Source organism: Mycobacterium sp. ST-F2 (assembly GCF_001905655.1).
In the GTDB taxonomy this organism is placed as follows: domain Bacteria; phylum Actinomycetota; class Actinomycetes; order Mycobacteriales; family Mycobacteriaceae; genus Mycobacterium.
The window spans coordinates 43,218-65,098 of sequence record NZ_JMHT01000057.1 but is presented as its reverse complement, the minus strand read 5'-3'; the positions used below and the strand labels follow the sequence as shown (position 1 = coordinate 65,098).

Sequence of the window (21,881 nt, the reverse complement as noted above, 5' to 3'; positions counted from 1 at the left end):
GCGAGGAGACGCAAAACTGTCGAAACAGGGCACGAAATGGACAGTTTTGCGTCTGCTCGGCATGCGACGGCGAATCGGTAGGCTCGGAACATGTTTGCTTTCCGGCCAAGCCTGCCCGGTCTCCCCGGCCCCGACGAGTTGCGTGCCCTTGTCCGCAAAGTCGACACGGCGCGTCACCACGGCGTGCCCAACGGCTGCGTACTGGAACTCGACCTGCAGGCCGTGCCGCCGGAGACCGCCGGCTTCGACCCGATCGCCTTCGTCATGGGCAACGCGCGGCCGCTCGTGCTGCGCGACGCCGTGGCCGCCATCCACCGCGCAGCCGACGACAAGCGGGTGGCCGGACTGATCGCCCGGGTTCAATTGCCCGCTGCTGCAGCCGGTCCCGTGCAGGAGCTGCGTGACGCCATCGCCGCGTTCAGCGCCGTCAAACCGTCGATCGCATGGGCCGAGACCTACCCCGGCACCATGTCCTACTACCTGGCCTCGGCGTTCCGGGAAGTGTGGATGCAGCCGTCGGGCACCGTCGGGTTGGTGGGTTTCGCGACCAATGCGCTGTTCCTGCGCGACGCGTTCGACAAGGCCGGTATCGAGGCGCAGTTCGTGGCGCGCGGTGAGTACAAGTCGGCGGCCAACATGTTCACGCAGGACCGCTACACCGAGCCGCACCGCGAGGCCGACGGCCGCCTCATCGAGAGCCTGCACGCCCAGGTGCTGGCCGCCATCGCGGAATCCCGCGGCGTCGACGCCGACGAGCTCGACACCCTGGTCGACCGGGCGCCGCTGCTGCGCGACGACGCACTGGCCGCCAAACTGGTGGACCGCATCGGGTTCCGTGACGAGGCCTATGCCCGGGTCGGCGAATTGACCGGTGGCGCAGCGGAAGCCGACGGCGAGGACGCGCCACCGCGGTTGTTCCTGTCCCGGTACGCCAAGGCCACCGCCGGCCACACGCTGCCCGAGGTGCCGCCGCTGCCGGGCCGCAAACACAAGCCGACCATTGCCGTGGTCACCATGGCGGGCCCCATCGTCAGTGGCCGGGGCGGCCCGAGCGCCTTCCCTCCCGGACCGTCGAGCGTCGGCGGCGACACGATCGCCGCCGCCCTGCGGGAAGCCGCCGCGGACGACGACGTCGCAGCCGTCGTGCTGCGTGTGGACAGTCCGGGTGGCGCGGTCACGGGTTCGGAGACCATCTGGCGCGAGGTGGCGCGGCTGCGCGAGGCGGGTAAGCCGGTCGTCGCGTCGATGGGTGCGGTCGCCGCGTCGGGCGGTTACTACGTGTCGATGGCGGCCGACCACATCGTCGCCAACGCCGGCACCATTACCGGATCGATCGGTGTGGTCACCGGAAAGCTCGTCACCAAGGGGCTCAAGGAACGGCTCGGTGTCGGGTCGGATGCCGTGCGTACCAACGAGAATGCCGATGCCTGGTCGGCTAATCAGCCCTTCACCGAGGCCCAGCATGCGCACGTGGTGGCCGAGGCGGACCTCTTCTACACCGACTTCGTGGCACGCGTCGCCGAGGGCCGCAGCCTGCCGGTCGAGGCCGTCGAGCAGGTGGCGCGCGGCCGCATCTGGACCGGTGCCGACGCGAAGGAGCACGGCCTGGTCGACGAACTCGGTGGGCTGCGGACCGCCGTGCGCCGAGCCAAGGTGCTGGCCGGTATCGATGTTGAAGCTCCTGTCCGAACTGTCGATTACCCGGGCTCGTCACTGCTGGACCGCATGCGGCCCAAGCCTTCCTCGCAGCCGGCCGCGGCGTCGTTGCCGGAAGCGGTGGCGGCACTGCTCGGCCGGTCGCTGGTCGGTGCGCTCGGCCAGGCCGAGCGGTCGATGACCGGGGTCAGCGCGCTGTGGCTGGGGGATTGCCGATTCTGACCGCAACACATTGCGGCGATGCGCAGCGCATCGGCGGACAGGCACGGTAACGTCGGGTCCTGGCAACTGATGAATTGCTGACGAGACGACGGCCTGGTCCTGCGGATGTACATCCGGCAGATCAGCCATAGCGCGCACGGAGGAACGGGTGTCGTCGGACACTTGGAGGAACTGTGCCCGCGCGAGAGCACCCGACACGAGAATTCGGCGGCAAACCGCCGACCGCTGGCGAGCCCGCAGGGGAGCCGCCCGACTCCGGGGCGTTGAAGCGGGCGATCGCCGCATCGGCGATCGGCAACGCCACCGAATGGTTCGACTACGGAATCTACGCCTACGGTGTGGGCTACATATCCGACGCCATCTTTCCCGGTGACACTGCAGAGGCAACGTTGTTGGCGCTCGCCACTTTTGCGGTGTCATTCCTCGTCCGCCCGCTCGGCGGACTCGTTTGGGGACCGTTGGGCGACCGGGTCGGACGCAAACATGTGCTGGCGGTGACCATCGTGCTGATGGCCGGCGCGACATTCTGTGTCGGTCTGGTGCCCTCCTACGCCGCGATCGGCCTGTGGGCACCCGCCATCATGGTGGCACTCCGGATGATCCAGGGTTTCTCGACTGGCGGTGAATATGGCGGCGCCGCAACGTTCATGGCGGAGTATGCGCCGTCCCGTCGGCGTGGATTCCTGGGTAGCTTTCTGGAATTCGGTACGCTGGCCGGGTTTTCGCTCGGCGCATTGTTGATGCTCGGTTTCTCGGTTGCGCTCACTGACGGCGAGATGAGTTCGTGGGGCTGGCGATTGCCGTTCCTGGTGGCGGCACCGTTGGGCCTGGTCGGTGTCTACCTGAGGTCCAAGCTCGAGGACACCCCGGTGTTCCGTGACCTCGAGCGGTCCGGGGGAACCGACGAGAGTGCGTTCGCCCGGTTCAAGGATCTCGTCGGCCGGCACTGGGTCCCGGTTCTGCAGCTGGGTGGCCTGGTCGTTGCGCTCAATGTCGTCAACTACACGCTGCTGAGCTATATGCCGACCTACTTGCAGCGCACCATCGGTCTGTCGAGCCGGCAGGCGCTGATCGTTCCCATCATCGGCATGGTGTCGATGATGGTATTTCTTCCGCTGTCGGGCAGTCTGTCTGATCGCCTGGGCCGCAAACCGATGTGGTGGTTTTCGCTGGGAGGCCTGTTTCTCGGCGCGGTGCCGATGTTCTTGCTGATGGCGACCGGCACATGGGGTGCGGTCATCGGATTTGCCGTGTTGGGCCTGCTGTACGTCCCACAGCTGTCGACGATCTCGGCGACGTTCCCGGCGATGTTCCCCACGCAGGTCCGCTATGCGGGCTTCGCGATCGCTTACAACCTGTCGACTTCGCTGTTCGGTGGCACCGCCCCCGTGGTGAACGACTGGCTGGTCGGGGTAACCGGCGACCGCCTGGTGCCTGCCTATTACATGATGGTGGCGTGCATCATCGGCGCGCTCGCTCTGATCAAGGTGCCTGAAACCGCGCGCTGCCCGATCAGTGGCACCGAGACGCCCGGTACGCCCGCGGCGCCGCCGCAGTTGGATTACCAACACGCACTTGTGAGCCCATAGTTCGTCAGCCCAAACTGCCGCTGATGTAGATGATTTCGCGCATCGGGTCGTCGTCGCCGAGGTCCGCAGCCGTCAGCCCGTACCGGGCGTACAGATCCTTCCGGCCGATGCCGGTCGTCTGCCAGCCCTTTGCGGCCAGATACTCTGCGGCGGAATGCCTTTCGCCGTGGTAGACCAGCGACGGCATATCCATGTTCAAACCGAGCTGTTGGAACCCGGCCGCGGCTTCGCGAGCCCGGTCCGGGTCGAAATCCTTGAGCCCGGGCACGAATTCGGTGGCCACGGCGCTACCCGGCGCACTGAGTTCATGGATGTTGTCGAACAGCGTGTCCTGCGCCTCGGGCGGCAGGTAGATCAGCAGACCCTCGGCCAACCACGCCGTCGGCCGGCTGGGATCGAAACCGGCCGCCCGCAAGGCTGTTGGCCAGTCCTCACGCAGATCGATCGGCACGGTCCGGCGTTCGGCAGTCGGGGTGGCGCCGAGGCCGGCCAGGGCCTGGGTCTTGAACTCGATGACCTCGGGCTGGTCGATCTCGTACGCCACCGTGCCGTCGGGCCACGGCAGCCGGTACCCGCGCGAGTCCAGCCCGGAGGCCAGGATGACGGCCTGGCGGATGCCGCCATCGGTCGCCGCCGCGAAGTAGTCATCGAAAAACCGGGTGCGCACGGCCATTTCATCGATATTGGCCCGGGCGCGCGCCGCCACGTCCGGGGCGAAGGCTTCGAGGGCGGCCAGGTCCAGCTCACCGTCGACCATCTTGGTGAAGGCTTCGATCCCGACGGCCCGCACCAGCGGCGCCGCGAACGGATCGTCGATCAGTCCGTGGTCGTGGGTGCTGGCGATCGCTCGCCCCGTCGCCACCAGCGTGGCCGTCGCGCCGACGCTCGATGCCAGATCCCAGCTGTCCCCGTGTTCGCGTGCCATCGCGGTTATCGCTTCTGGCCGAGCTCGGCGCGGACGTACTTCAACTGGGTCCAGGCCCGAGACAGTTCGTCGTCCGGGTACTGGAAGCCGTTGTCGCCGTGGGCTTCTTTCACCGACCGGGCGGTGACGTCCCAGCCGAGACCGGTCAGGTAGTCGGTGACGTGGTTGCGGTCACCCTGGTAGATCAGGTCGGCCATCTCGATGTTCGAACCGAGCGCCTTCATCCGGTCGCGCATCTGCTGGATGCGCTCGTCGTCGAACGCGGTGCTCAGATCGCCCACCTGCTCGGCGGCCACGAAGCTGCCGGGGGCGGACAGCGCGGTGATGTTGTCGAACAGCCGATCCTGGGCCTCCGGTGGTAGGTAGATCAGCAGCCCTTCGGCGATCCACGCGGTGGGTGCCGCGGGATCAAAGCCGTTGTCCCGCAGGGCCTGCATCCAATCATCGCGCAGGTCGACGGCGACGGTGCGACGCTCGGCCGTCGGCTCTGCGCCGAGGCCGGCGAGCGTCGTCGACTTGAACTCGATGACCTCGGGCTGGTCCACCTCGAAGACGACGGTGCCCTCGGGCCAGGGCAGCCGGTAGGCGCGCGCATCCAGACCGGCGGCCAGGATCACGGCCTGTCGCACGCCGGCAGCTGCCGCATCGAGGAACAGCTGGTCGAACCAGCGGGTACGTACCGTCATGCCCTCGGCCGCGCGCCGCGGGGTGAAAGCCGGGTTGACGTCGCTCAGATCGATGTCGCCGTCGAGCGCCTTGATGAAGAAGTCCAGCCCGACGGCCCGCACCAGCGGCTCGGCGTACGGGTCGTCGATGAGCTGCTCCCGGTGGGCGAGGGCGCGCTGTCCGGCGACCATGGTGGCGGTGGCCCCGACGCTGGAGGCCAGGTCCCAGGAATCTCCGTCAGTTCGTGTCATATGGGTCCAGCTCCTAGTCCTAGTTCTTGATGGCCGTCACGGACAGTGAATTACGCAGCGCCGCAGTGTCTTCGGTCTCGGCGAGGGGGCGGCCGTACTCGGCGAACACTTCAAGGCGCGGACGGGCGGTGGTATTCCAGCCGCTGGCGTCCAGGTGCTCGACCACCGAGGTGCGGTCGCCCTGGTACCAGAGGTCGGTCAGGTTGAGGTCCAGCCCGGCGCCGCGCCACCGCTCGCTCATGGCCGCACCACGCTGGCGCATGCCGGCACCGTGGTCGGTGTGGAACTCTGTGGCCAGCCGGCTGCCGGGTGCCGACAGGGCGGTGATGCTGTCGAACAGCTTGTCCTGCGCTTCCGGTGGCAGGTAGATCAGCAGCCCTTCGGCGATCCAGGCGGTCGGCGCCGAGGGATCGAAACCGGCGGCGCGCAGGGCGGCCGGCCAGTCCTCACGCAGATCGATCGCGACGGTGCGGCGCTCGCACGTCGGTGTGGCCCCGATCTGCGCCATGGCGCCGGTCTTGGCGGCGATCACCTCGGGCTGGTCGATCTCGTAGACGACGGTGCCGGCGGGCCAGTCCAATCGGTAGGCGCGGGAGTCGAGGCCGGCGGCCAGGATGACGGCCTGCCGGATTTCAACGGACTCCGTCGCCCCGGCCGAATCGCCACCGCCGGTGGCGGAGACGAAGAAGTCGTCGAAGAACTTGGTCCGCACCGCCATCAGCGTCGTCATCATGGCGGCGGCCGTCCCGACGTCGCCCGTGAGGTCGACCTGCCCGTCCAGCAGCTTGATGAAGAAGTCGACACCGACGGCCCGCACCAGCGGATCGGCATACGGGTCGTGAATGAGGGGTTCGGGTTCCTTGGTGGCCAGGGCGCGGGCGGTGGCCACCATGGTCGCGGTGGCGCCCACGCTCGAGGCCAGATCCCAGGTGTCGCTGTCGGTGCGGGTCATCGGTTCAGTCCTGTCGGTGCGGGGGAGTGGGATCAGCGCAGCGCGGTGACGTAGTTGACCTCGGCGAAGGTGCCCTGGTCGCTGTTCGGGTCAACTTCGATCGGCGGCAGTCCATTCCGGACCAGCAGCTCGTTGGACGTGACGGCGGTGCTCTGCCAGCCGTGACTCTGCAGATAAGTGGTCACGTCGGCCCGGTCGCCCAGGTAGACCAGATCGGTGAAGTCGAGGTCGAACCCCTGCGCCTGCCAGTGGTCGGACATCGCCTTCATCCGCTCGCGTGCCGCTTCGTGGTCGCGCTCGTGTAGGGCGGGCACGCCCTCGGCACCCATCCGGCTGCCCGGTGCGCTGAGCTCGGACACCTGGTCCAGCAAGCGGTCCTGCGCCTCCGGCGGCAGGTAGCCGAACAACCCCTCGGCGATCCAGGCCGTCGGCTGGGTGGTGGCGAAACCGGCGTCCTGCAGGGCGGCCGGCCAATCGTCGCGCAGGTCGATCGCGACTACGCGCCGGTCGGTGGTCGGTGCGGCGTCCAGATCCGTCAACGCCTGAGCCTTGAATGCGAGGACCTCGGGTTGGTCGAGCTCGTACACCACGGTGCCGGCCGGCCACGCGAGCCGGTACGCCCGGGAGTCCAGCCCGGAGGCGAAGATGACGGCCTGGCGGATACCGGCACGGCAGGCGTCATAGAAGAAATCGTCGAAGAACCGGGTACGCGCGGCCATGCTGTTCGCGAACCGGGCCATTCCGGCGCCGGTCTCGTCGAGCGCGTTGAAGTCGGCGGTCCCGTCGACCAGTTTGGTGAAGAAGTCGACCCCGACCGCGCGGACCAGGGGAGCGGCGAACGGGTCGTCGATGATCGGGTCTTCGGAGTTGGTGGCCAGGGCGCGCGCGGCGGCGACCATCGTCGCGGTCGCTCCCACACTCGAGGCCAGGTCCCAGCTGTCGTTGTCAGTACGTGCCATCGCGTCGTTCCTGTCGTGAGTCACCCGGTGAGCGGGTCGGTAGTTAGCTCATGTAACAACCTGTCGGCGACTGTACGCGCCGTTCCTGAACTCGGCAGAAACGCCGGGTCACGGCGCGTATCGACTGATCCGGGCTGGGTAGGAAGGGTTCGGCACCGAGCAGATGCGGGTCGCGGGGACGGCAACTGTTATTCTCGGAGACTGATTTGACGGCGCGGCTCAGCAGGTCGGGTACCTGTTGCCGGTCGTGCACGGAATTAACCAGACGCTGGACCTGACCAGCCCCATCAGCACGCCGCGGCCCGAGCTCGGCTGCGCAGGAGGAAGAGTGCTTTCGGCTTTTATCTCGTCCCTGCGGACGGCCGATCTGCGACGCAAGATCCTCTTCACGCTGGGTGTCGTCATCCTGTATCGGGCCGGTGCTGCACTGCCGTCCCCCGGGGTGAACTACCCGAACGTGCAGAAGTGCATCGAGCAGGTCGCCGGTGGTGATTCCGCGCAGGTCTACTCGCTGATCAACCTGTTCTCCGGCGGCGCGCTGCTGCAGCTGTCGGTGCTGGCGGTCGGCGTCATGCCCTACATCACCGCGAGCATCATCGTGCAGCTGCTGGTCGTGGTCATTCCGCGCTTCGAACAGCTGCAGAAGGAAGGCCAGTCCGGTCAGGCCAAGATGACGCAGTACACGCGTTATCTCGCGATCGCGCTGGCTGTCCTGCAGGGCACCTCCATCGTCGCGATGGCCGCCAGCGGCAACCTGCTGCAGGGCTGCACCCTGAACATCATCCAGGACCAGAGCATCTTCACCCTCGTGGTGATCGTGCTGGTCATGACCGCGGGCGCCGCCCTGGTCATGTGGATGGGTGAGCTGGTCACCGAGCGTGGCATCGGCAACGGCATGTCGCTGATGATCTTCGCCGGTATCGCCGCGCGTATCCCGTCCGAAGGACAGTCCATCCTGGAGAGCCGCGGCGGCGTCGTGTTCACCGCGGTCGTCATCTCGGCCCTGGTCATCATCGTCGGCGTCGTCTTCGTCGAGCAGGGCCAGCGCCGTATCCCGGTGCAGTACGCCAAGCGCATGGTGGGCCGCCGGATGTACGGCGGCACCTCGACCTACCTGCCGCTTAAGGTCAACCAGGCCGGCGTCATCCCCGTCATCTTCGCCTCGTCGCTGATCTACATCCCGCACCTGGTCACCCAGCTGGTCACCGCCGGCGATCCGAACGCGTCCAACGGCTGGTGGTCCAAGGCCGTCGCCAAGTACCTGACCAACCCGGCCGACCCGGTCTACATCGCGATCTACTTCGGCCTGATCGTCTTCTTCACCTACTTCTACGTGTCCATCACGTTCAACCCCGACGAGCGGGCGGACGAGATGAAGAAGTTCGGTGGTTTCATCCCCGGCATCCGCCCCGGGAAGCCGACCGCCGACTACCTCCGCTACGTGCTCGGCCGAATCACGTTGCCCGGCTCGATTTACCTCGGTTTGATCGCCGTGCTGCCTAATCTGTTCCTGCAGAGCGGCGGCAGCAGTGCACAGAACCTGCCGTTCGGCGGTACAGCCGTGCTGATCATGATCGGCGTGGGTCTGGACACGGTGAAGCAGATCGAGAGCCAGCTCATGCAGCGCAACTACGAAGGGTTCCTCAAATGAGAATGGTTCTGCTGGGACCGCCGGGAGCAGGCAAGGGCACCCAGGCCGAGAAGCTCGCCGAGAAGTTCGGCATCCCGCAGATCTCCACGGGTGATCTGTTCCGTAGCAACATCAGCAAGGGCACCCCGCTGGGTGTCGAGGCCAAGAAGTACCTCGACGCCGGCGACCTGGTCCCGGCCGAGCTGACCAACGCGCTGGTCGACGATCGTCTCGACGCCGACGACACCGCCGCCGGATTCATCCTCGACGGCTTCCCCCGCTCGGTCGAGCAGGCTGTCGCGCTGCGCGAGATGCTGGCCAAGCGCAGCCTGAAGCTGGACGCCGTGCTGGAGTTCCGCGTGTCGGAGTCCGAGCTGCTGACCCGGCTCAAGAGCCGCGGCCGCGCCGACGACACCGAAGAGGTCATCCTCAACCGCATGAAGGTGTACCGGGACGAGACCGCCCCGCTGCTCGACTACTACCAGGACGAACTGGTGTCGGTCGACGCGGTCGGCGGCCTCGACGAGGTCTTCGCCCGCGCCCTCCAGGCGCTCGGCGGCTGAGCCGCCACTCCGGCTGAAGTCAGTAGCTTTCGATGATTGGTCTACCCCGACGCGGCCGTAAGGTCGTCCCGCAGCGGACACCCGGCGAACTGGACGCCATGGCGGCTGCCGGCTCGCTGGTGGCGGCGGCGCTGAAGGCGGTCCGTGAAGCGGCCGTGCCCGGGATGTCCACTCTCGAGCTGGACCAGATCGCCGAGTCCGTCATCCGCGATGGTGGCGGCATCCCGTCGTTCCTGGGCTATCACGGCTTCCCGGCGACCATCTGCGCGTCGGTCAACGACCGCGTGGTGCACGGCATTCCGACCGCCGACGAGGTGCTCGTCAGCGGTGACCTGGTCTCGATCGATTGCGGCGCCATCCTGGACAACTGGCACGGCGACTCGGCCGTGACGTTCGGTGTCGGCCCGCTGATCGACGCCGACCAGAAGCTGTCCGACGCCACCCGTGAGTCCATGGAGGCCGGCATCGCCGCCATGGTCCCCGGTAACCGGCTGACCGACGTCTCGTATGCCATCGAGCGGGGGACCCACGCGGCGTCCGCCCGCTACGACCGCAAGTTCGGCATCGTCGCAGGCTACGGCGGGCACGGCATCGGTCAAGAGATGCACATGGACCCGTTCCTGCCCAACGAGGGGTCGCCCGGTCGGGGCCCATTCCTCGAACCGGGTTCGGTGCTGGCAATCGAGCCGATGCTGACGTTGGGTACCTCGAAGACGGTAATTCTCGAAGATGAGTGGACGGTAGTTACCAAGGACGGCTCCCGTGCCGCACACTGGGAACACACCGTTGCTGTCACAGAAGACGGGCCACGAATCCTCACCCTGCTGCGCGACTGATCCGGTGAACCGGATCGCCCCTGATCTCGTGTCAATGACGGAGGTTGGTGCATGAGCGATCCGGAGGCCGCCATGATGCGGGTGCTTTATGACGAGCACGCTGGCGCACTGTGGCGCTATGCCCTGCGCCTGACCCAGGACTCGGCGCGTGCCGAGGACGTCGTGCAGGAAACCCTGCTGCGGGCGTGGCGGCATCCGGACGTCGTATCCGGTACCGACCAGTCCCCGCGGGCGTGGCTCTACACCGTCGCCCGCAATCTGATCATCGATGAGCAGCGCAGCGCCCGGCGTCGGCACGAAACCACCTCTTCAGAGGTGGTGGAGGCCGAGGACCGGACGGATCCGAAGGCTACCGATGAAGTGGACATCACCTTGGATCGGATGCTGCTCGGGGGCGCCCTGAGCCAGCTCTCCGTGGATCATCGCGCCGTGATCGAGCGGGCGTATTACCGGCAGTTGAGCGTCGCGCAGATCGCGGCGGAACTTCAGATCGCCGAGGGCACTGTGAAATCGAGGCTGCATTATGCGGTCCGGGCGCTGCGCCTGAATCTGCAGGAAATGGGGGTGACTCGGTGAGCATTCACATTGTCGAGTCCGTCGGACCCTTTGACGGCGACCGATACGCGACCTGGGACGCCGCCTACGTGCTGGGCTCGCTGTCCAGTGCGGAACGCCGCGAATACGAGGCGCACCTACAGACCTGCTCCCGGTGCCGGGAAGCAGTCGCCGAGCTCAGTGGCATGCCGGCTCTGTTGGGTCTGCTGAATTTGGCGGACGTACAAGAGATCGGTGCGGAGCAGCCCGAACCGCCGCTGCGGGCCGAGGTGCTCGATTCGGTGCTGGCCAAGGTGCGGTGGCGCCGGCGCCGGACCCGCTGGGTGACGACGGCGGTGGCCGGCCTGGCCGCGGCGGTACTGGCAGTCGGTGCGGTGGCCGTGGTTTCGCCCGGGTTCTTCGGCGGTGGTCAGACCCAGCAGCAGGCGGAGCAGCTGCCCATGCAGCACGTGGCGCCCACACCGTTCAACGCCACCATCGCGTTGAGCAGCTTCGGCTGGGGTACGCGGATCGACATGGCCTGCAGCTACGGCGACTGGTCCAGCGGACCTGCCGCACCGCCGACCAATCTGGGCATGGTCGTGGTGGGCCGCGACGGCAGTCGCAACCAGATCGCCACGTGGTTCGGCATGTCGGGTGCCACCGCGTTGCCGAGCGGTAACACGCCGATGCAGGTTTCGGAAATTGCTGCGGTACAACTGGTTTCCGCCGACAACGGCAAGGTGCTGCTGGAGCGCAATCTGTAGATTTTCCCGGCGGCGTTGAACCATCCGCCGCTCCGCCTCGTGTCTTGGGTAGACGAGCGGAAGCAGGTGGCAGATGGTCAGCAGGCATCGGGTGGTGGATCACATCATCGCGCAACTTGCGGCGTCAGGCATCGAATACATCTTCGGTGTCGACGGGGCCAACATCGAGGACCTGTACGACGCGGCGTTCGTGAGCGATGACATCACCGCGATACTGGCCAAGCACGAGTTCTCCGCCGCCACCATGGCCGACGGCTACAGCCGCGCGGTGTCCCGCATCGGCGTGGTGGCTGCGACATCGGGCGGAGGGTCGCTGAATCTCGTTGCGGGACTGGGCGAATCACTGGCCAGTCGAGTGCCGGTACTGGCCCTTGTCGGGCAGGCGCCGACCGGCATGGACGGCCGCGGGAGCTTCCAGGACACGAGTGGACGTTCCGGTTCGCTGGATGCGGTGGCGTTGTTCTCGGCGGTGTCGGTGTACTGCCGTCGCGTGACGGAACCGCAGGACATCGTGCCGGCGCTCGCCGAGGCGCTGGCCGCGGCCGACAGCGGCGGCCCCGCAGTGCTGCTGCTGCCGAAGGATATCCAGCAGGCGACGATCGATGCGGTCAATCCCGTTGCTGCGGTGCAGGATTCGTTGCTGGCAGACCCGGGTCCCATTGCCGAGGTGTTACGCCGGGCGCTGGGTCCGGTCACGATCATCGCCGGAGAGCAGGTGGCCCGCGATGACGCCCGCCGTGAGCTCGAGGAATTGCGCTCGGTGCTGCGGGCCTGGGTCGCCACGGTGCCCGATGCGAAGGACGTCAGCGGCTCACCGGGATTGGGACAGTCGTCATGGCTGGGCGTCACCGGTGTGATGGGTCATCCGCGGGTGGTGGACGCAGTCTCCCGCAGCGCGGTGTGCCTGGTGGTCGGGACGCGGCTGTCGGTGACGGCGCGCGCCGGTCTCGACGGCGCGCTGGCCGGGGTGCAGACGGTCTCGCTCGGCGCGGAACGTCCGTATGTGCCGAGCACGCACGTGAATTCGACCAACCTGCGGGCATCGCTGACTGCGCTGACCCGATCGTTGACCGGAGCCGGCCGGCCCCACGGGCTACGGGTCCTCGACCCGCTGCCGCACACCGAACTTCAGCCGCCGCCGCACGACGGCCCCGGCATCCGGTACCGCGACACCGTCGCGCTGCTCGACGAACTGCTGCCCGACGGCGCCGACATCGTCGTCGACGCCGGCAACACCGGTGCCTCGACGGTGCACGGGCTGCCGGTGCGCCGGGCCGGCCGCTTCGTGGTGGCGCTCGGGATGGGCGGCATGGGGTACAGCTTCGGCGCCGGCATCGGCATGTGCTTCGCCCGCGCGAAAGCCGCTGGGCCGCAATACCGGACCGTGGTGGTGGCCGGCGACGGCTCGTTCTTCATGCACGGCATGGAGCTGCACACGGCGTTGGAGTACCGGCTCCCGATCACCTTCGTGTTGTTCAACAACAACGCCCACGCCATGTGCGTCACCCGCGAGCAGTTGTTCTACGGCGACCGCTACAGCTACAACCGCTTCACCCCGGCCCGGCTGGGCGCAGGCCTCGCCGCGATGTTCCCCGGCCTGCACGCGACGGACGTCACCGAGCTGCCGCAGCTGGCCGGCGCGCTGAGCGAAGCGCTCAGCCGGCACGGGCCATCGGTCGTCAGCGTCGAATGCTCCGCCGACGAAATCCCCACGTTCGCACCATTTCTCGATACCGCCACACAACAGACGCAGAAAGAGAGCTCCCAGCATGTCGCTGCCCGCGCTTGAAGACATCGCCCTACCCATCGACGGCGTGACCCGCATCGAGAACGCGCCGCGGGAGAAGGCCACACCCATCATCATGGAGATGATGCGGTCGGTATACCCGCACGACGTCGTCTTCGGTGACTACTGCACCGTCAACGACTACATCGACTGCCCGCCGGAGGAACTGTTCGAGTACCTGGCGGACACCCGCAGCCTCGAGGAGTGGACCTACAGTCTGCGCGGATTCACCGAGACCGAGGAACCGGGCCTCTGGCTGGCCTACGACCGGCTGGGCTCGGAGACCGAAATCTACACGCGCACAGTGGCGAACCGCGAGGCGATGACCGTCGACTACCACTGTGCCTGGGACCAGGGCCGGCACCTCTGGATGATCTACCTGATGCGCGTCGTCGACGCCCAGGTCGTGCTCAACAAGCCGGGTTCGGTGGTGCTGTGGACCAACTGCCACCACCCGTTCTACGACAACAACCCCTACCCGGAGACCGCGCCCGCACAGCGACCCGTGTGGGTCGGGGACTTCTGGGACATGTTCGGGGCGGGCCACCGCCTGGAACTGGACAACCTCAAGGCGATTGCCGAATACCGGCACCGCAACGGTCTGCCGATCACCCCGGCCTGGATGAAGTGAGTCACGCATGAGCCAACCAGTTGTGAGCCTGCTCGACGTTTCGACCTATCTTCCGGGCGAGCCGATCAGCGCCGACTACTACGCGCAGTTCGCCGATTCCGACGACCTGCGGGACAACCTGATGTTCCGGGCGCCGAAGTTCCGCCACCACGTGGCACCCGACGAGACGGCCATCGACATGGTCGAGCGGGCGGCGGCGGGCCTCGTCGACCGGCACGGCTCCGACGCCCTCGCCGACGTCGACATCCTGATCACCCACACCCAGTTGCCCGACATGCCGTTCTACGGCGGCGGTGGCGGTATGGCCAATCGGCTTGGCATGAAGCCGAACTGGGTGATCGACCTGCACAACGGCGGGTGCGCGGCCTTCATCCTGGGCCTCAAGCTGGCCAAGCAGTTGATCGCCTCCGGGGAGGGGCGTACCGCGTTGGTGGCGGTGGCGCAGAACGCGGCGGGCCAGGTCTTCGACCAGGTCACCATTCGACCCAAGGCGCAGGCGTCGGTACCCGGTGACGGTGCCGCGGTGGGACTCGTTGCGGCCTCTGATGTTTCGCCGATCCTCGACGTCGAATGCCGCACCTACGGCGAATACGCCGGTGACATGACGATGTCGGTCGACCCGCCGCGCAAATGGTGGCAGGCCGGGCCCGGCGAGGGCTGCATCGGCTTCACCGAGAGCAAGATCACCAAAGTGCTGGCCCGGGGCAACCGTCAGGTGCCCGAGGTGGCGTACGCGGTGTGCGACCGGATCGGGCTGGCGCCCAAGGACATCGGCCTGCTGGTCACCAATCAGCCGAACCGCGTGTTCCTGCGGAACTGGCGCGAGGCCCTGGAACTGCCCGAGTCGAAGCACCGCGACACGTTCGACGAGTGCGGCAACCTGTTCGCCGCCGGCGTGCCCGTCAACCTGGACCGGGCGATCACCGACGGACAGGTCGGCGAGGGTGACGTCGTGATGATGGCGGCCTTCGCGCACGCCGGTGACTTCGCCGGTGCGGCCGCCGTGCGCTGGGGCGGACAGCGATGACGCCCACGTGCGCGTTGGCCGATGCGGTCGGTTCGCTACCCGCCGCGGACGACCCGCTGGCGTTGGCGCTCAACGAGAATCCGTTCCCGCCACTGCCTGCGGTGCGGGCCGCGCTCACCGCGTCGATCGGTGTGGTGAACCGGTATCCGGAGTTCCTGCCGCAGCGGCTGCGGTCGCTGATCGCCGGACACGTCGGCGTCGCCGATGACCAGGTGCTCGTCGGTGCGGGCGCCACGGGCGTCATCCTGCAGGTGCTGCAGGCCGTCACGCACCCCGGCGATGTGCTGGTGACGGCGTCACCGACCTTCGACGGCTACCCGATCTTCGCGCAGATGGCGCGACTGCGGTCGGTGACCGTGCCGCTGGACCGGCACGGTCACCATGACCTCGACGCCATGGCGGCGGCCGCGGCGCGGGCCCGCGTGGTGGTGATCTGCCGTCCGCACAACCCGACCGGGACGGTCGAGTCGGCCGCCGACCTGTACCGGTTCCTGGACCGGGTGCCGTCGGGCACCGTCGTCCTGCTGGACGAGGCGTACGTCGAATTCCTGGCCCCCGAGCTGTGCCTGGACATCCCGTCGCTCGTGGTGCGGTATCCCAATCTGGTTGTGGTGCGCACCTTTTCGAAGGCCTACGGACTGGCCGGCCTGCGCATCGGCTACGGCGTGTGTGCGCCGTCGCTCGCCCGCGACCTGTGGGGTATGCAGCTGCCGTTCGGGATCGGGATCACCGGCCTGGTGGCCGTCGCCGCGTCCTACGATGCGGAAGATCAACTGCGGCAACGTATCCGGATGATCGCCTCGGAAGGGGCGTTTCTGCGGGCACGGCTGCGCTCGATGGGCGTGTACTGCACCGACAGTCACGCCAACTTCGTCTATCTGCCGAGCGGGGCGCGGGCCTGGGAGTTCGGCGACGACGGCCCGCGGGTGCGCAGCTACGCCGACGGCGGCGTCCGGATCACCGTCGGGGACCGCAGGTCGTCGCGCGCGGTGCTGGCGGCCATCCGTAAGGCGGTGGACGGGACGGGCGTCGGGGCCTGACTGCATCGGCCGAGGGGTCCGGTGCGGTATGAATGAGCGGTGAGCAGTGACCCCATCGCCCGGGCCCGGGCCAACTGGGAGCGGGCCGGCTGGGGCGACGTCGCCGACGGCATGGTCGCGGTGACGTCGGTGATGCGGGCCCACCAGATTCTGCTGGCGCGCGTGGAGACTGCGCTGCGGCCCTATGACCTGAGCTTTTCCCGCTACGAATTGCTGCGGCTGCTGGCGTTCAGCGGTAGTGGCGCGCTGCCGATCACCAAGGCGTCCGACCGGCTGCAGGTGCACGTCACGAGCGTCACCCATGCCATCCGGCGGCTCGAGGCCGATGGTCTCGTCGAGCGGGTGCCGCACCCCACCGACGGGCGGACCACCCTGGTGCGGTTGACCGAGGTGGGCCGCTCGACGGTCGAGGACGCCACGGTGACCCTCAACAAGGAGGTGTTCGCTGACGTCGGGATGTCCGACGAACAGTCCGCGGCGCTGGTCGATGCGATCGAGACCCTGCGCCGCACCGCCGGCGACTTCTGACCGGCTCAGCGCCGCAGCGGATTCCGCGATTCGATCAGGGGCCGCAGCGATTCGGCGAACATCGGTTTGGCGAAGTAGTAGCCCTGGCCGATATCGCACCCGTACGCCGAGAGCTGCTCGGCGGTCGCGGCGTCTTCGACTCCTTCGGCGACGCTCGCGATGTTCAGGGCGTGGGTCAGGTTGATCACCGATCGAACGATGGCGGCGGCGCGGGGATTGTGCGTCATCGGCAGCACGAACTCGCGGTCGAGTTTGAGTTCATCGACCGGCAGGTCGCGCAGGTAACTCGTGGTCGAGTAGCCGGACCCGAAGTCGTCGATCGACACCCGCAGACCCGACTTCCGGAGCCGATCGATGACCACCTCCGTCCGGCTCATGTTCGACAGCAGCATCTGCTCGGTGATCTCCACGGTGAGGGCGCTCGGTGGCAGTGAGTGCTCGGCGAGGATGGTCCCTATGCGATCGGCCAGATCGACGTCGGTCAGCGACTGCGCGAAGAGGTTGATGGCGACCGGCACATTGCGATATCCCGTCCCGAACCAGGTCGAGGCGTCCAGGACCGCTTGCTTGAGCACCGTGTCGGTAACCGAGCCGATCAGGCCGTTACGCCGGATCAACGGCAGAAACTCGGACGGGGTCAGCAGGCCGAGCTCGGGATGGGGCCAGCGGAGCAACGCCTCCACACCGACGATTTCGCCGGTGGCCAGCAGCACTTTGGGCTGATACACCAACTTCAACTCGGAGTCGCCGATGGCACGGCGCAGTTGCCCGAGCAGTTGCACACCGGCTTGGGCGGGCGGCTGGATCCGACCGCTGTCGCTCCACCGCTGCGGCAGGTCCAGCCGCGAGACCTGGCGCATGTCCGCGGAGAAGGTCTGTACGCCGCCGATGCCGGTCCGCTTGGCGGCGTACAGCGCGATGTCGGCCTGCTGCATCAGATCGTCAGCGGTGACGTCTGGTTCGTCGGCGGGGGTGATCGCCAACCCGACACTCGGGTGGATGAAGACCTTCTCGCTGTTGAGCGAGAACGGTGCGTCGAAGGCCTCGATGATCCGCTCGGCGATGGTGGTTGCCGCATTCGGTGCCGACCGGATGAGAACGGCGAATTCGTCGCCGCCGAGCCGGGCCACGGTGTGCTCGGCCGGCACCGTGTTCTTGAGCCGACTCGCGACGTCGATCAACAGCTCGTCGCCGCTCGGGTGCCCGAGGTTGTCGTTCACCATCTTGAAGTCGTCGAGGTCGAGTGCGAGCACGGCGATGGGAACCCGGTCGTCTCCACGTGACCGGATGGCCGCATCGAGGTGGTCGTTGAACATCAGCCGGTTGCCCAGCCCCGTCAACGGATCGCGCCGGGTCTGGTCGGCGAGGTCGAACAACAGCCGCCGATTCTGGATCAGCACGATCAGCTGCCGGACCAGTGCCGTCATCACGAGTACCGACGCGGCGATCAGTACCGGCTTGTCGTTGGTCACCGGCCAGAGGTCGATGAGCCCGACGACCACTGCGGCCACCATCGGCGAATAGGGGAGCCAGAGCAATGGATCGGCCGGGGCCTGCCGTTTCCGCCCCGTCGCCGACGGCGGTTTGCGCGCATCGATCAGCCCGCCGGCACTGAACAACACCAAGCCCGCGGCCCAGCCGACGACAGCCACCGGACTGGTCGAATTCGATTGGGCCAGAACGTATATCCAGATGCTATCGGCCACTGCGACGATGATCAGCCCCGTGCACACCAGGACGATGGCCTGGCGTTTGCCCGGTACCGTCGAACTGACCGTCAACACCGCCAGCGTGATCATGACGACGTCCGAGATCGGGAACGCGACCGACACCGCGGTCGCCAGCCAGCTGGAATGCGTGGATGCGAACAGCTCCTCCAGGATCAGCACCCAGCACACGAGGAACAGCGCGGAGGCGATGATGACGCCGTCCAGCACGGGGCGCAGTGCCGACATGCGGTCGGGCCGAACCTTCCCGGCGGACGCGACCACCACAGAGCAGGGCAGCAGCAGGAACGCGGCATCGGCCACCGACGGAAACGCGGGCGGCGAACCGAGCACGGCGTGGTGATAGAGCAGGATCAGGTTGCCGGCGACCCAGCCCGCCATCCCGATCGCGAGTGCCAGCCAGGCGCGCTGTCGCCGGCCTCGGTTGGCCCGGTAGGCGGCCACCGCGGCGAGGCAGGCAAGGCTGCTGAAGACCGTCAGCCCGATGTCGTTGGTGAGACGTGCCGCCAACGTGCCATGGTCACCGAAGATCACCAGATAGGCGAATGCAGCGAAGATGACTGCAGCAGCACCGATGACCGCATTTGTGTTGCCTGTGCGCACCTACACTCCCATGTCAACCACGATGGTTCGGTATTCCTCGGGCATTGTCAAAATTTGCCAAATCAGCCGCGAGATACATGACGGATGATTTCTAGCAACGTCAGGCCGTTGTCATCAAGTCGTCGATGGCAGCGGGATGGTGGCGGTGACGATGGTGCCCGAGCCGGGCCGGGACCGGATATTCAGCCGGCCGCCGACGATCTCGGCGCGCTCGGCCATCGACAACAACCCGTAGCCACCCGTCTCGTCGGCGCCCAGCGGGCGCTCGAACGTGTCGAAACCGATGCCGTTGTCGATGATCTCGAGCCGGGCGTGCTCCGCGTCGGCCGTGAACTTCAGCAGCGCATTGCTGGCGTGGGCGTGCTTCACGACGTTCTGCAGGCACTCCTGCGCGATGCGGTACAGCGCCAGCTCGATGTGGTCGGGCAAGCGGACGTCGGTCAGCTCCACGTCGACGTCGAGCTGACCGATGGAGCGCGCGAGGCTGGCCAGCCCGCCGGCCAGCCCCAGATCGTCGAGGACCGGCGGGCGCAGGTTCCCGATGGCGGCGCGGGCCTCGCCGAGCGTCAGGTCCACCAGCTCCCGGGCCAGCGTCAGCTGCTCGGCCGCGACGGCGGTGTCGGTCCCGACCGCCCGGCTCGCCGCGTCGAGCCGGTACGACAGCGTCACCAGCCGCTGCGAGATACCGTCGTGGATATCGCCGGCCAGCCGGCGGCGCTCGATCTCCTGGGCCTCGATGACCTGCTCGACGAAGTTCTCATGGGCACGTTCGCGGGCGACGAGCTGGCGGTGCAACCGGGCCTGGTGCATGGCCCCGGCGATCAGCCGGCCGATGACCAGCAGCAGCTCCACGTCGCGGGCGGTGAATTCCCGGCGCTCGACGGTGTGCACGTTGAGCACGCCGACCAGTCCGCCCGGGTCGGTCTCCATCGGCACCGACACCATGGACGCGAAGTCACTGCCGCGCAGCGATTCGAACGGCCGGTAGCGCGGATCGGATTCCTTGTCGTGGCGGATCACGACGGGCTCGCGATTGCTGGCCACCCACCCGGAGACGCCCTCGCCCAGCGGCAGCCGGATTTTGCCGACCTCCTGGTCGAACGGCGGGGTGGCGCCCGTCAATGTCAGCGAGCGTTCGGTGTCGTCGAGCACGTGGACGAAGCAGACGTCGGTGCCGGTGGCCGCGGTGATCATCCGGGCGGCCGCCGCGGCCAGCGGCTCGACGCCGGGTCCGCTCGAGGCGGCCTGAATCAGCTCGCGCAGCAGGGCCAGCTCGCGGTCGGCGGTCAGCACCTCATTGCGCGGCGTCATCGGTAGATGCCCTCCCGCAGCGCGGTGGCCACGGCGCCGGCCCGGTCACTGACGTCGAGCTTGCGGTAGATGGACCGCAGGTGACTCTTGACGGTCTCCTCGCCGATCACCAGCCGGGTCGCGATACCGCGGTTGGACAGTCCGTCGACGACGAACGACAGGATTTCGCTCTCGCGCTGCGTCAGGCCCTGCCGGGCGCCGGGCCAGAACTCGTCGCGCTGCATGCGGGCGGCGGTATCGGCGGCCCGGGCGGCCATACTCGGGTCGATGGCCGTCGCCCCGCCGTGCACCAACTCGAGCTGACGGACCAGGTCGTCGCTGCTGATGCTCTTGAGCAGATAGCCCGCCGCCCCGACCCGCAGCGCCTGGTACAGGTACTGCTCGTCGTCGTACACCGACAGCATGACCACCTTGCGGTCCGGGGCACGTTCGCGCAGTTCACGGCACAGGTCCAGGCCGCTGGCGCCCTGCATCCGCACGTCGCACAGAACGATGTCGGGCTGCAGCTCGTCGACCACCGCGGCGGCGCGTTCGGCCCCGACGGCCTGGCCGACCACCCGCACCCGGTCGCTGAACGCGGCCAGCATGGCCTTGAGTCCCTCGATGACCATTTCGTGGTCGTCGACCAGGATCAGCCGTACCGGCGCAGCGGCGCCGGCTTCGGGCTCGGCGGTCATGCGCGATCCGCCTTCGGCTTCTCGCTGGTGCTCATGGCATCACCTTAGAGCGGCGATTCCGCGCTGGTCGGGAGGACCGGCTGTGGACCATCGGGAATGTTCATCCCGAATCTCGCCCGTCCAATCCCCCGTTGGGGGGAGGCCCCGCACATGTGACGTGGGACACCCTTGTACTCATGTCGGTGAGTTGTGTGGAGCGCACGTTCTGGTGGGATGTGGCACGCCCGGCCCATGCCGTGATCGACCCGCTGCGCGCGGTGATCTTCGACCTGGACGGTGCGCTGGCCGACGTCGAGCGCGACGCACACCGCGTGGCGTTCAACGCCGCCTTCGCCGAGCACGGGCTGGATATCTCCTGGTCGGTGGCCGAATATGGCCGGCTGGTCCGCATCGCCGACGAACAGCGTCGCGTCGCCTCGGCACTGCGCCGGCGCGGATACGGACGGGTCAGCAACGAGATCGCCGCCCACGTGTACCGCACCAAGACTGACCTTTTCGAGACGTCGGTCCTCGACGGTGACGTCAGCCCGCGCGACGGCCTCGCCGACCTGGCGGCCGGCTTGTTCGGCGCCGGGGTGGCGGTGGCTGTCGTCAGCACCGGGAGCCGGTCCTGGGTCGAGCCGCTGGTCCGTCAGCTGCTGGGCGACGGCATCGCCGAGACCATCGTGACGCCCGATGATCTGCCGCGTCCGACCCGGGAACCGGATCTGCACGGCCACGCCCTGTGGGAGTTGGGGCTGGGACCGGAGAGCGCGCTGGCGGTGGCGGGCGGTGCCCGCGGTTTCCGCGCGGCACGGGCCGCCAAGCTGGCGACGCTGGTGGTCACCACCGGCTACTCGGCCGGCCACGAATTCCCCGGGGCGGTCCAGGTGCGCGCAGAGTACGACGGCCTGCTGGCCGCCGGATGCGAGCGCCTACACAAGAACTGGTGGTCAGCCCAGGGCTGACCACCAGTTCTTCACATCTTTTCAATTGTCGAGGCGGGGCGGTTGCCCCGCCTC

At 67.7% G+C, this 21,881-nt stretch carries 20 protein-coding genes; 13 read left to right on the top strand and 7 right to left on the bottom strand.

Annotated elements, in window-relative coordinates:
- Positions 1–90 precede the first annotated feature (90 nt).
- A complete protein-coding gene (gene sppA / locus EB75_RS19770) occupies positions 91–1,878 on the top strand; it encodes a signal peptide peptidase SppA (RefSeq protein ID WP_061001793.1) in 1,788 nt (595 codons plus the stop codon).
- Between the two features lie 263 nt (positions 1,879–2,141).
- On the top strand, positions 2,142–3,467 hold the full coding sequence (locus EB75_RS19765) for an MFS transporter (protein WP_234785451.1): 1,326 nt from the start codon (positions 2,142–2,144) through the stop codon (positions 3,465–3,467).
- A gap of 4 nt (positions 3,468–3,471) precedes the next feature.
- On the opposite strand, the gene EB75_RS19760 is transcribed toward EB75_RS19765, so the two are convergent.
- From EB75_RS19760 to EB75_RS19745, 4 genes are read right to left on the bottom strand one after another with little or no spacing between them, the layout of a single operon-like run.
- The gene (locus tag EB75_RS19760; RefSeq protein ID WP_073696992.1) at positions 3,472–4,392 is read right to left on the bottom strand and encodes a class I SAM-dependent methyltransferase; all 921 of its coding nucleotides are present in this window, start codon (positions 4,390–4,392) and stop codon (positions 3,472–3,474) included.
- Positions 4,393–4,397: 5 nt separating this feature from the next.
- A complete protein-coding gene (locus tag EB75_RS19755; protein ID WP_073696991.1) occupies positions 4,398–5,309 on the bottom strand; it encodes a class I SAM-dependent methyltransferase in 912 nt (303 codons plus the stop codon).
- Between the two features lie 19 nt (positions 5,310–5,328).
- Complete coding sequence (locus tag EB75_RS19750; protein ID WP_073696990.1) at positions 5,329–6,261, bottom strand: class I SAM-dependent methyltransferase; 933 nt, start codon at positions 6,259–6,261, stop codon at positions 5,329–5,331.
- A 32-nt stretch (positions 6,262–6,293) separates the two neighbouring features.
- Positions 6,294–7,220, bottom strand: a complete 927-nt coding sequence (locus tag EB75_RS19745; RefSeq protein WP_073696989.1) for a class I SAM-dependent methyltransferase — start codon at positions 7,218–7,220, stop codon at positions 6,294–6,296.
- Between the two features lie 328 nt (positions 7,221–7,548).
- On the opposite strand from EB75_RS19745, the gene secY reads away from it, so the two are divergent.
- From secY to EB75_RS19695, 10 genes are all read left to right on the top strand, one after another.
- Complete coding sequence (secY, locus tag EB75_RS19740; RefSeq protein WP_073697064.1) at positions 7,549–8,871, top strand: preprotein translocase subunit SecY; 1,323 nt, start codon at positions 7,549–7,551, stop codon at positions 8,869–8,871.
- A complete protein-coding gene (locus EB75_RS19735; RefSeq protein ID WP_073696988.1) occupies positions 8,868–9,413 on the top strand; it encodes an adenylate kinase in 546 nt (181 codons plus the stop codon). Before secY ends, EB75_RS19735 begins: the two co-directional genes overlap by 4 nt.
- A gap of 32 nt (positions 9,414–9,445) precedes the next feature.
- Positions 9,446–10,249, top strand: coding sequence for a type I methionyl aminopeptidase (map, locus tag EB75_RS19730; RefSeq protein WP_073696987.1), 804 nt, complete (start codon positions 9,446–9,448; stop codon positions 10,247–10,249).
- A 51-nt stretch (positions 10,250–10,300) separates the two neighbouring features.
- Positions 10,301–10,825, top strand: coding sequence for a sigma-70 family RNA polymerase sigma factor (locus EB75_RS19725; RefSeq protein WP_073696986.1), 525 nt, complete (start codon positions 10,301–10,303; stop codon positions 10,823–10,825).
- Positions 10,822–11,550, top strand: a complete 729-nt coding sequence (locus EB75_RS19720) for an anti-sigma factor family protein (protein ID WP_142239717.1) — start codon at positions 10,822–10,824, stop codon at positions 11,548–11,550. The genes EB75_RS19725 and EB75_RS19720 overlap by 4 nt, the downstream gene beginning before the upstream one ends.
- 73 nt (positions 11,551–11,623) lie before the next feature.
- The gene (locus tag EB75_RS19715; RefSeq protein ID WP_073696985.1) at positions 11,624–13,339 is read left to right on the top strand and encodes a thiamine pyrophosphate-binding protein; all 1,716 of its coding nucleotides are present in this window, start codon (positions 11,624–11,626) and stop codon (positions 13,337–13,339) included.
- The gene (locus EB75_RS19710) at positions 13,320–13,967 is read left to right on the top strand and encodes a DUF8713 domain-containing protein (protein ID WP_020101442.1); all 648 of its coding nucleotides are present in this window, start codon (positions 13,320–13,322) and stop codon (positions 13,965–13,967) included. The genes EB75_RS19715 and EB75_RS19710 overlap by 20 nt, the downstream gene beginning before the upstream one ends.
- Positions 13,968–13,974: 7 nt before the next feature.
- The gene (locus EB75_RS19705; protein ID WP_036427217.1) at positions 13,975–14,994 is read left to right on the top strand and encodes a 3-oxoacyl-ACP synthase III family protein; all 1,020 of its coding nucleotides are present in this window, start codon (positions 13,975–13,977) and stop codon (positions 14,992–14,994) included.
- A complete protein-coding gene (locus EB75_RS19700) occupies positions 14,991–16,034 on the top strand; it encodes a pyridoxal phosphate-dependent aminotransferase (RefSeq protein WP_064858370.1) in 1,044 nt (347 codons plus the stop codon). The genes EB75_RS19705 and EB75_RS19700 overlap by 4 nt, the downstream gene beginning before the upstream one ends.
- Positions 16,035–16,073: 39 nt before the next feature.
- Positions 16,074–16,562: a MarR family winged helix-turn-helix transcriptional regulator gene (locus EB75_RS19695; RefSeq protein WP_020101445.1), complete on the top strand. Its 489-nt coding sequence runs from the start codon at positions 16,074–16,076 to the stop codon at positions 16,560–16,562.
- Positions 16,563–16,567: 5 nt separating this feature from the next.
- On the opposite strand, the gene EB75_RS19690 is transcribed toward EB75_RS19695, so the two are convergent.
- The 3 genes from EB75_RS19690 to EB75_RS19680 form a co-directional block, all read right to left on the bottom strand.
- Positions 16,568–18,892 carry a putative bifunctional diguanylate cyclase/phosphodiesterase gene (locus EB75_RS19690; RefSeq protein ID WP_073696984.1) on the bottom strand — a complete coding sequence of 775 codons (2,325 nt, stop codon included), beginning with the start codon at positions 18,890–18,892 and terminating at the stop codon, positions 16,568–16,570.
- A 114-nt stretch (positions 18,893–19,006) separates the two neighbouring features.
- On the bottom strand, positions 19,007–20,203 hold the full coding sequence (locus EB75_RS19685; RefSeq protein WP_061001779.1) for a GAF domain-containing sensor histidine kinase: 1,197 nt from the start codon (positions 20,201–20,203) through the stop codon (positions 19,007–19,009).
- A complete protein-coding gene (locus EB75_RS19680) occupies positions 20,200–20,880 on the bottom strand; it encodes a response regulator (protein ID WP_020101448.1) in 681 nt (226 codons plus the stop codon). The genes EB75_RS19685 and EB75_RS19680 overlap by 4 nt, the downstream gene beginning before the upstream one ends.
- A 176-nt stretch (positions 20,881–21,056) precedes the next feature.
- On the opposite strand from EB75_RS19680, the gene EB75_RS19675 reads away from it, so the two are divergent.
- Positions 21,057–21,827 (top strand): HAD family hydrolase, encoded by a 771-nt coding sequence (locus tag EB75_RS19675; RefSeq protein WP_073696983.1) that lies wholly within the window; start codon positions 21,057–21,059, stop codon positions 21,825–21,827.
- Positions 21,828–21,881: the final 54 nt, after the last annotated feature.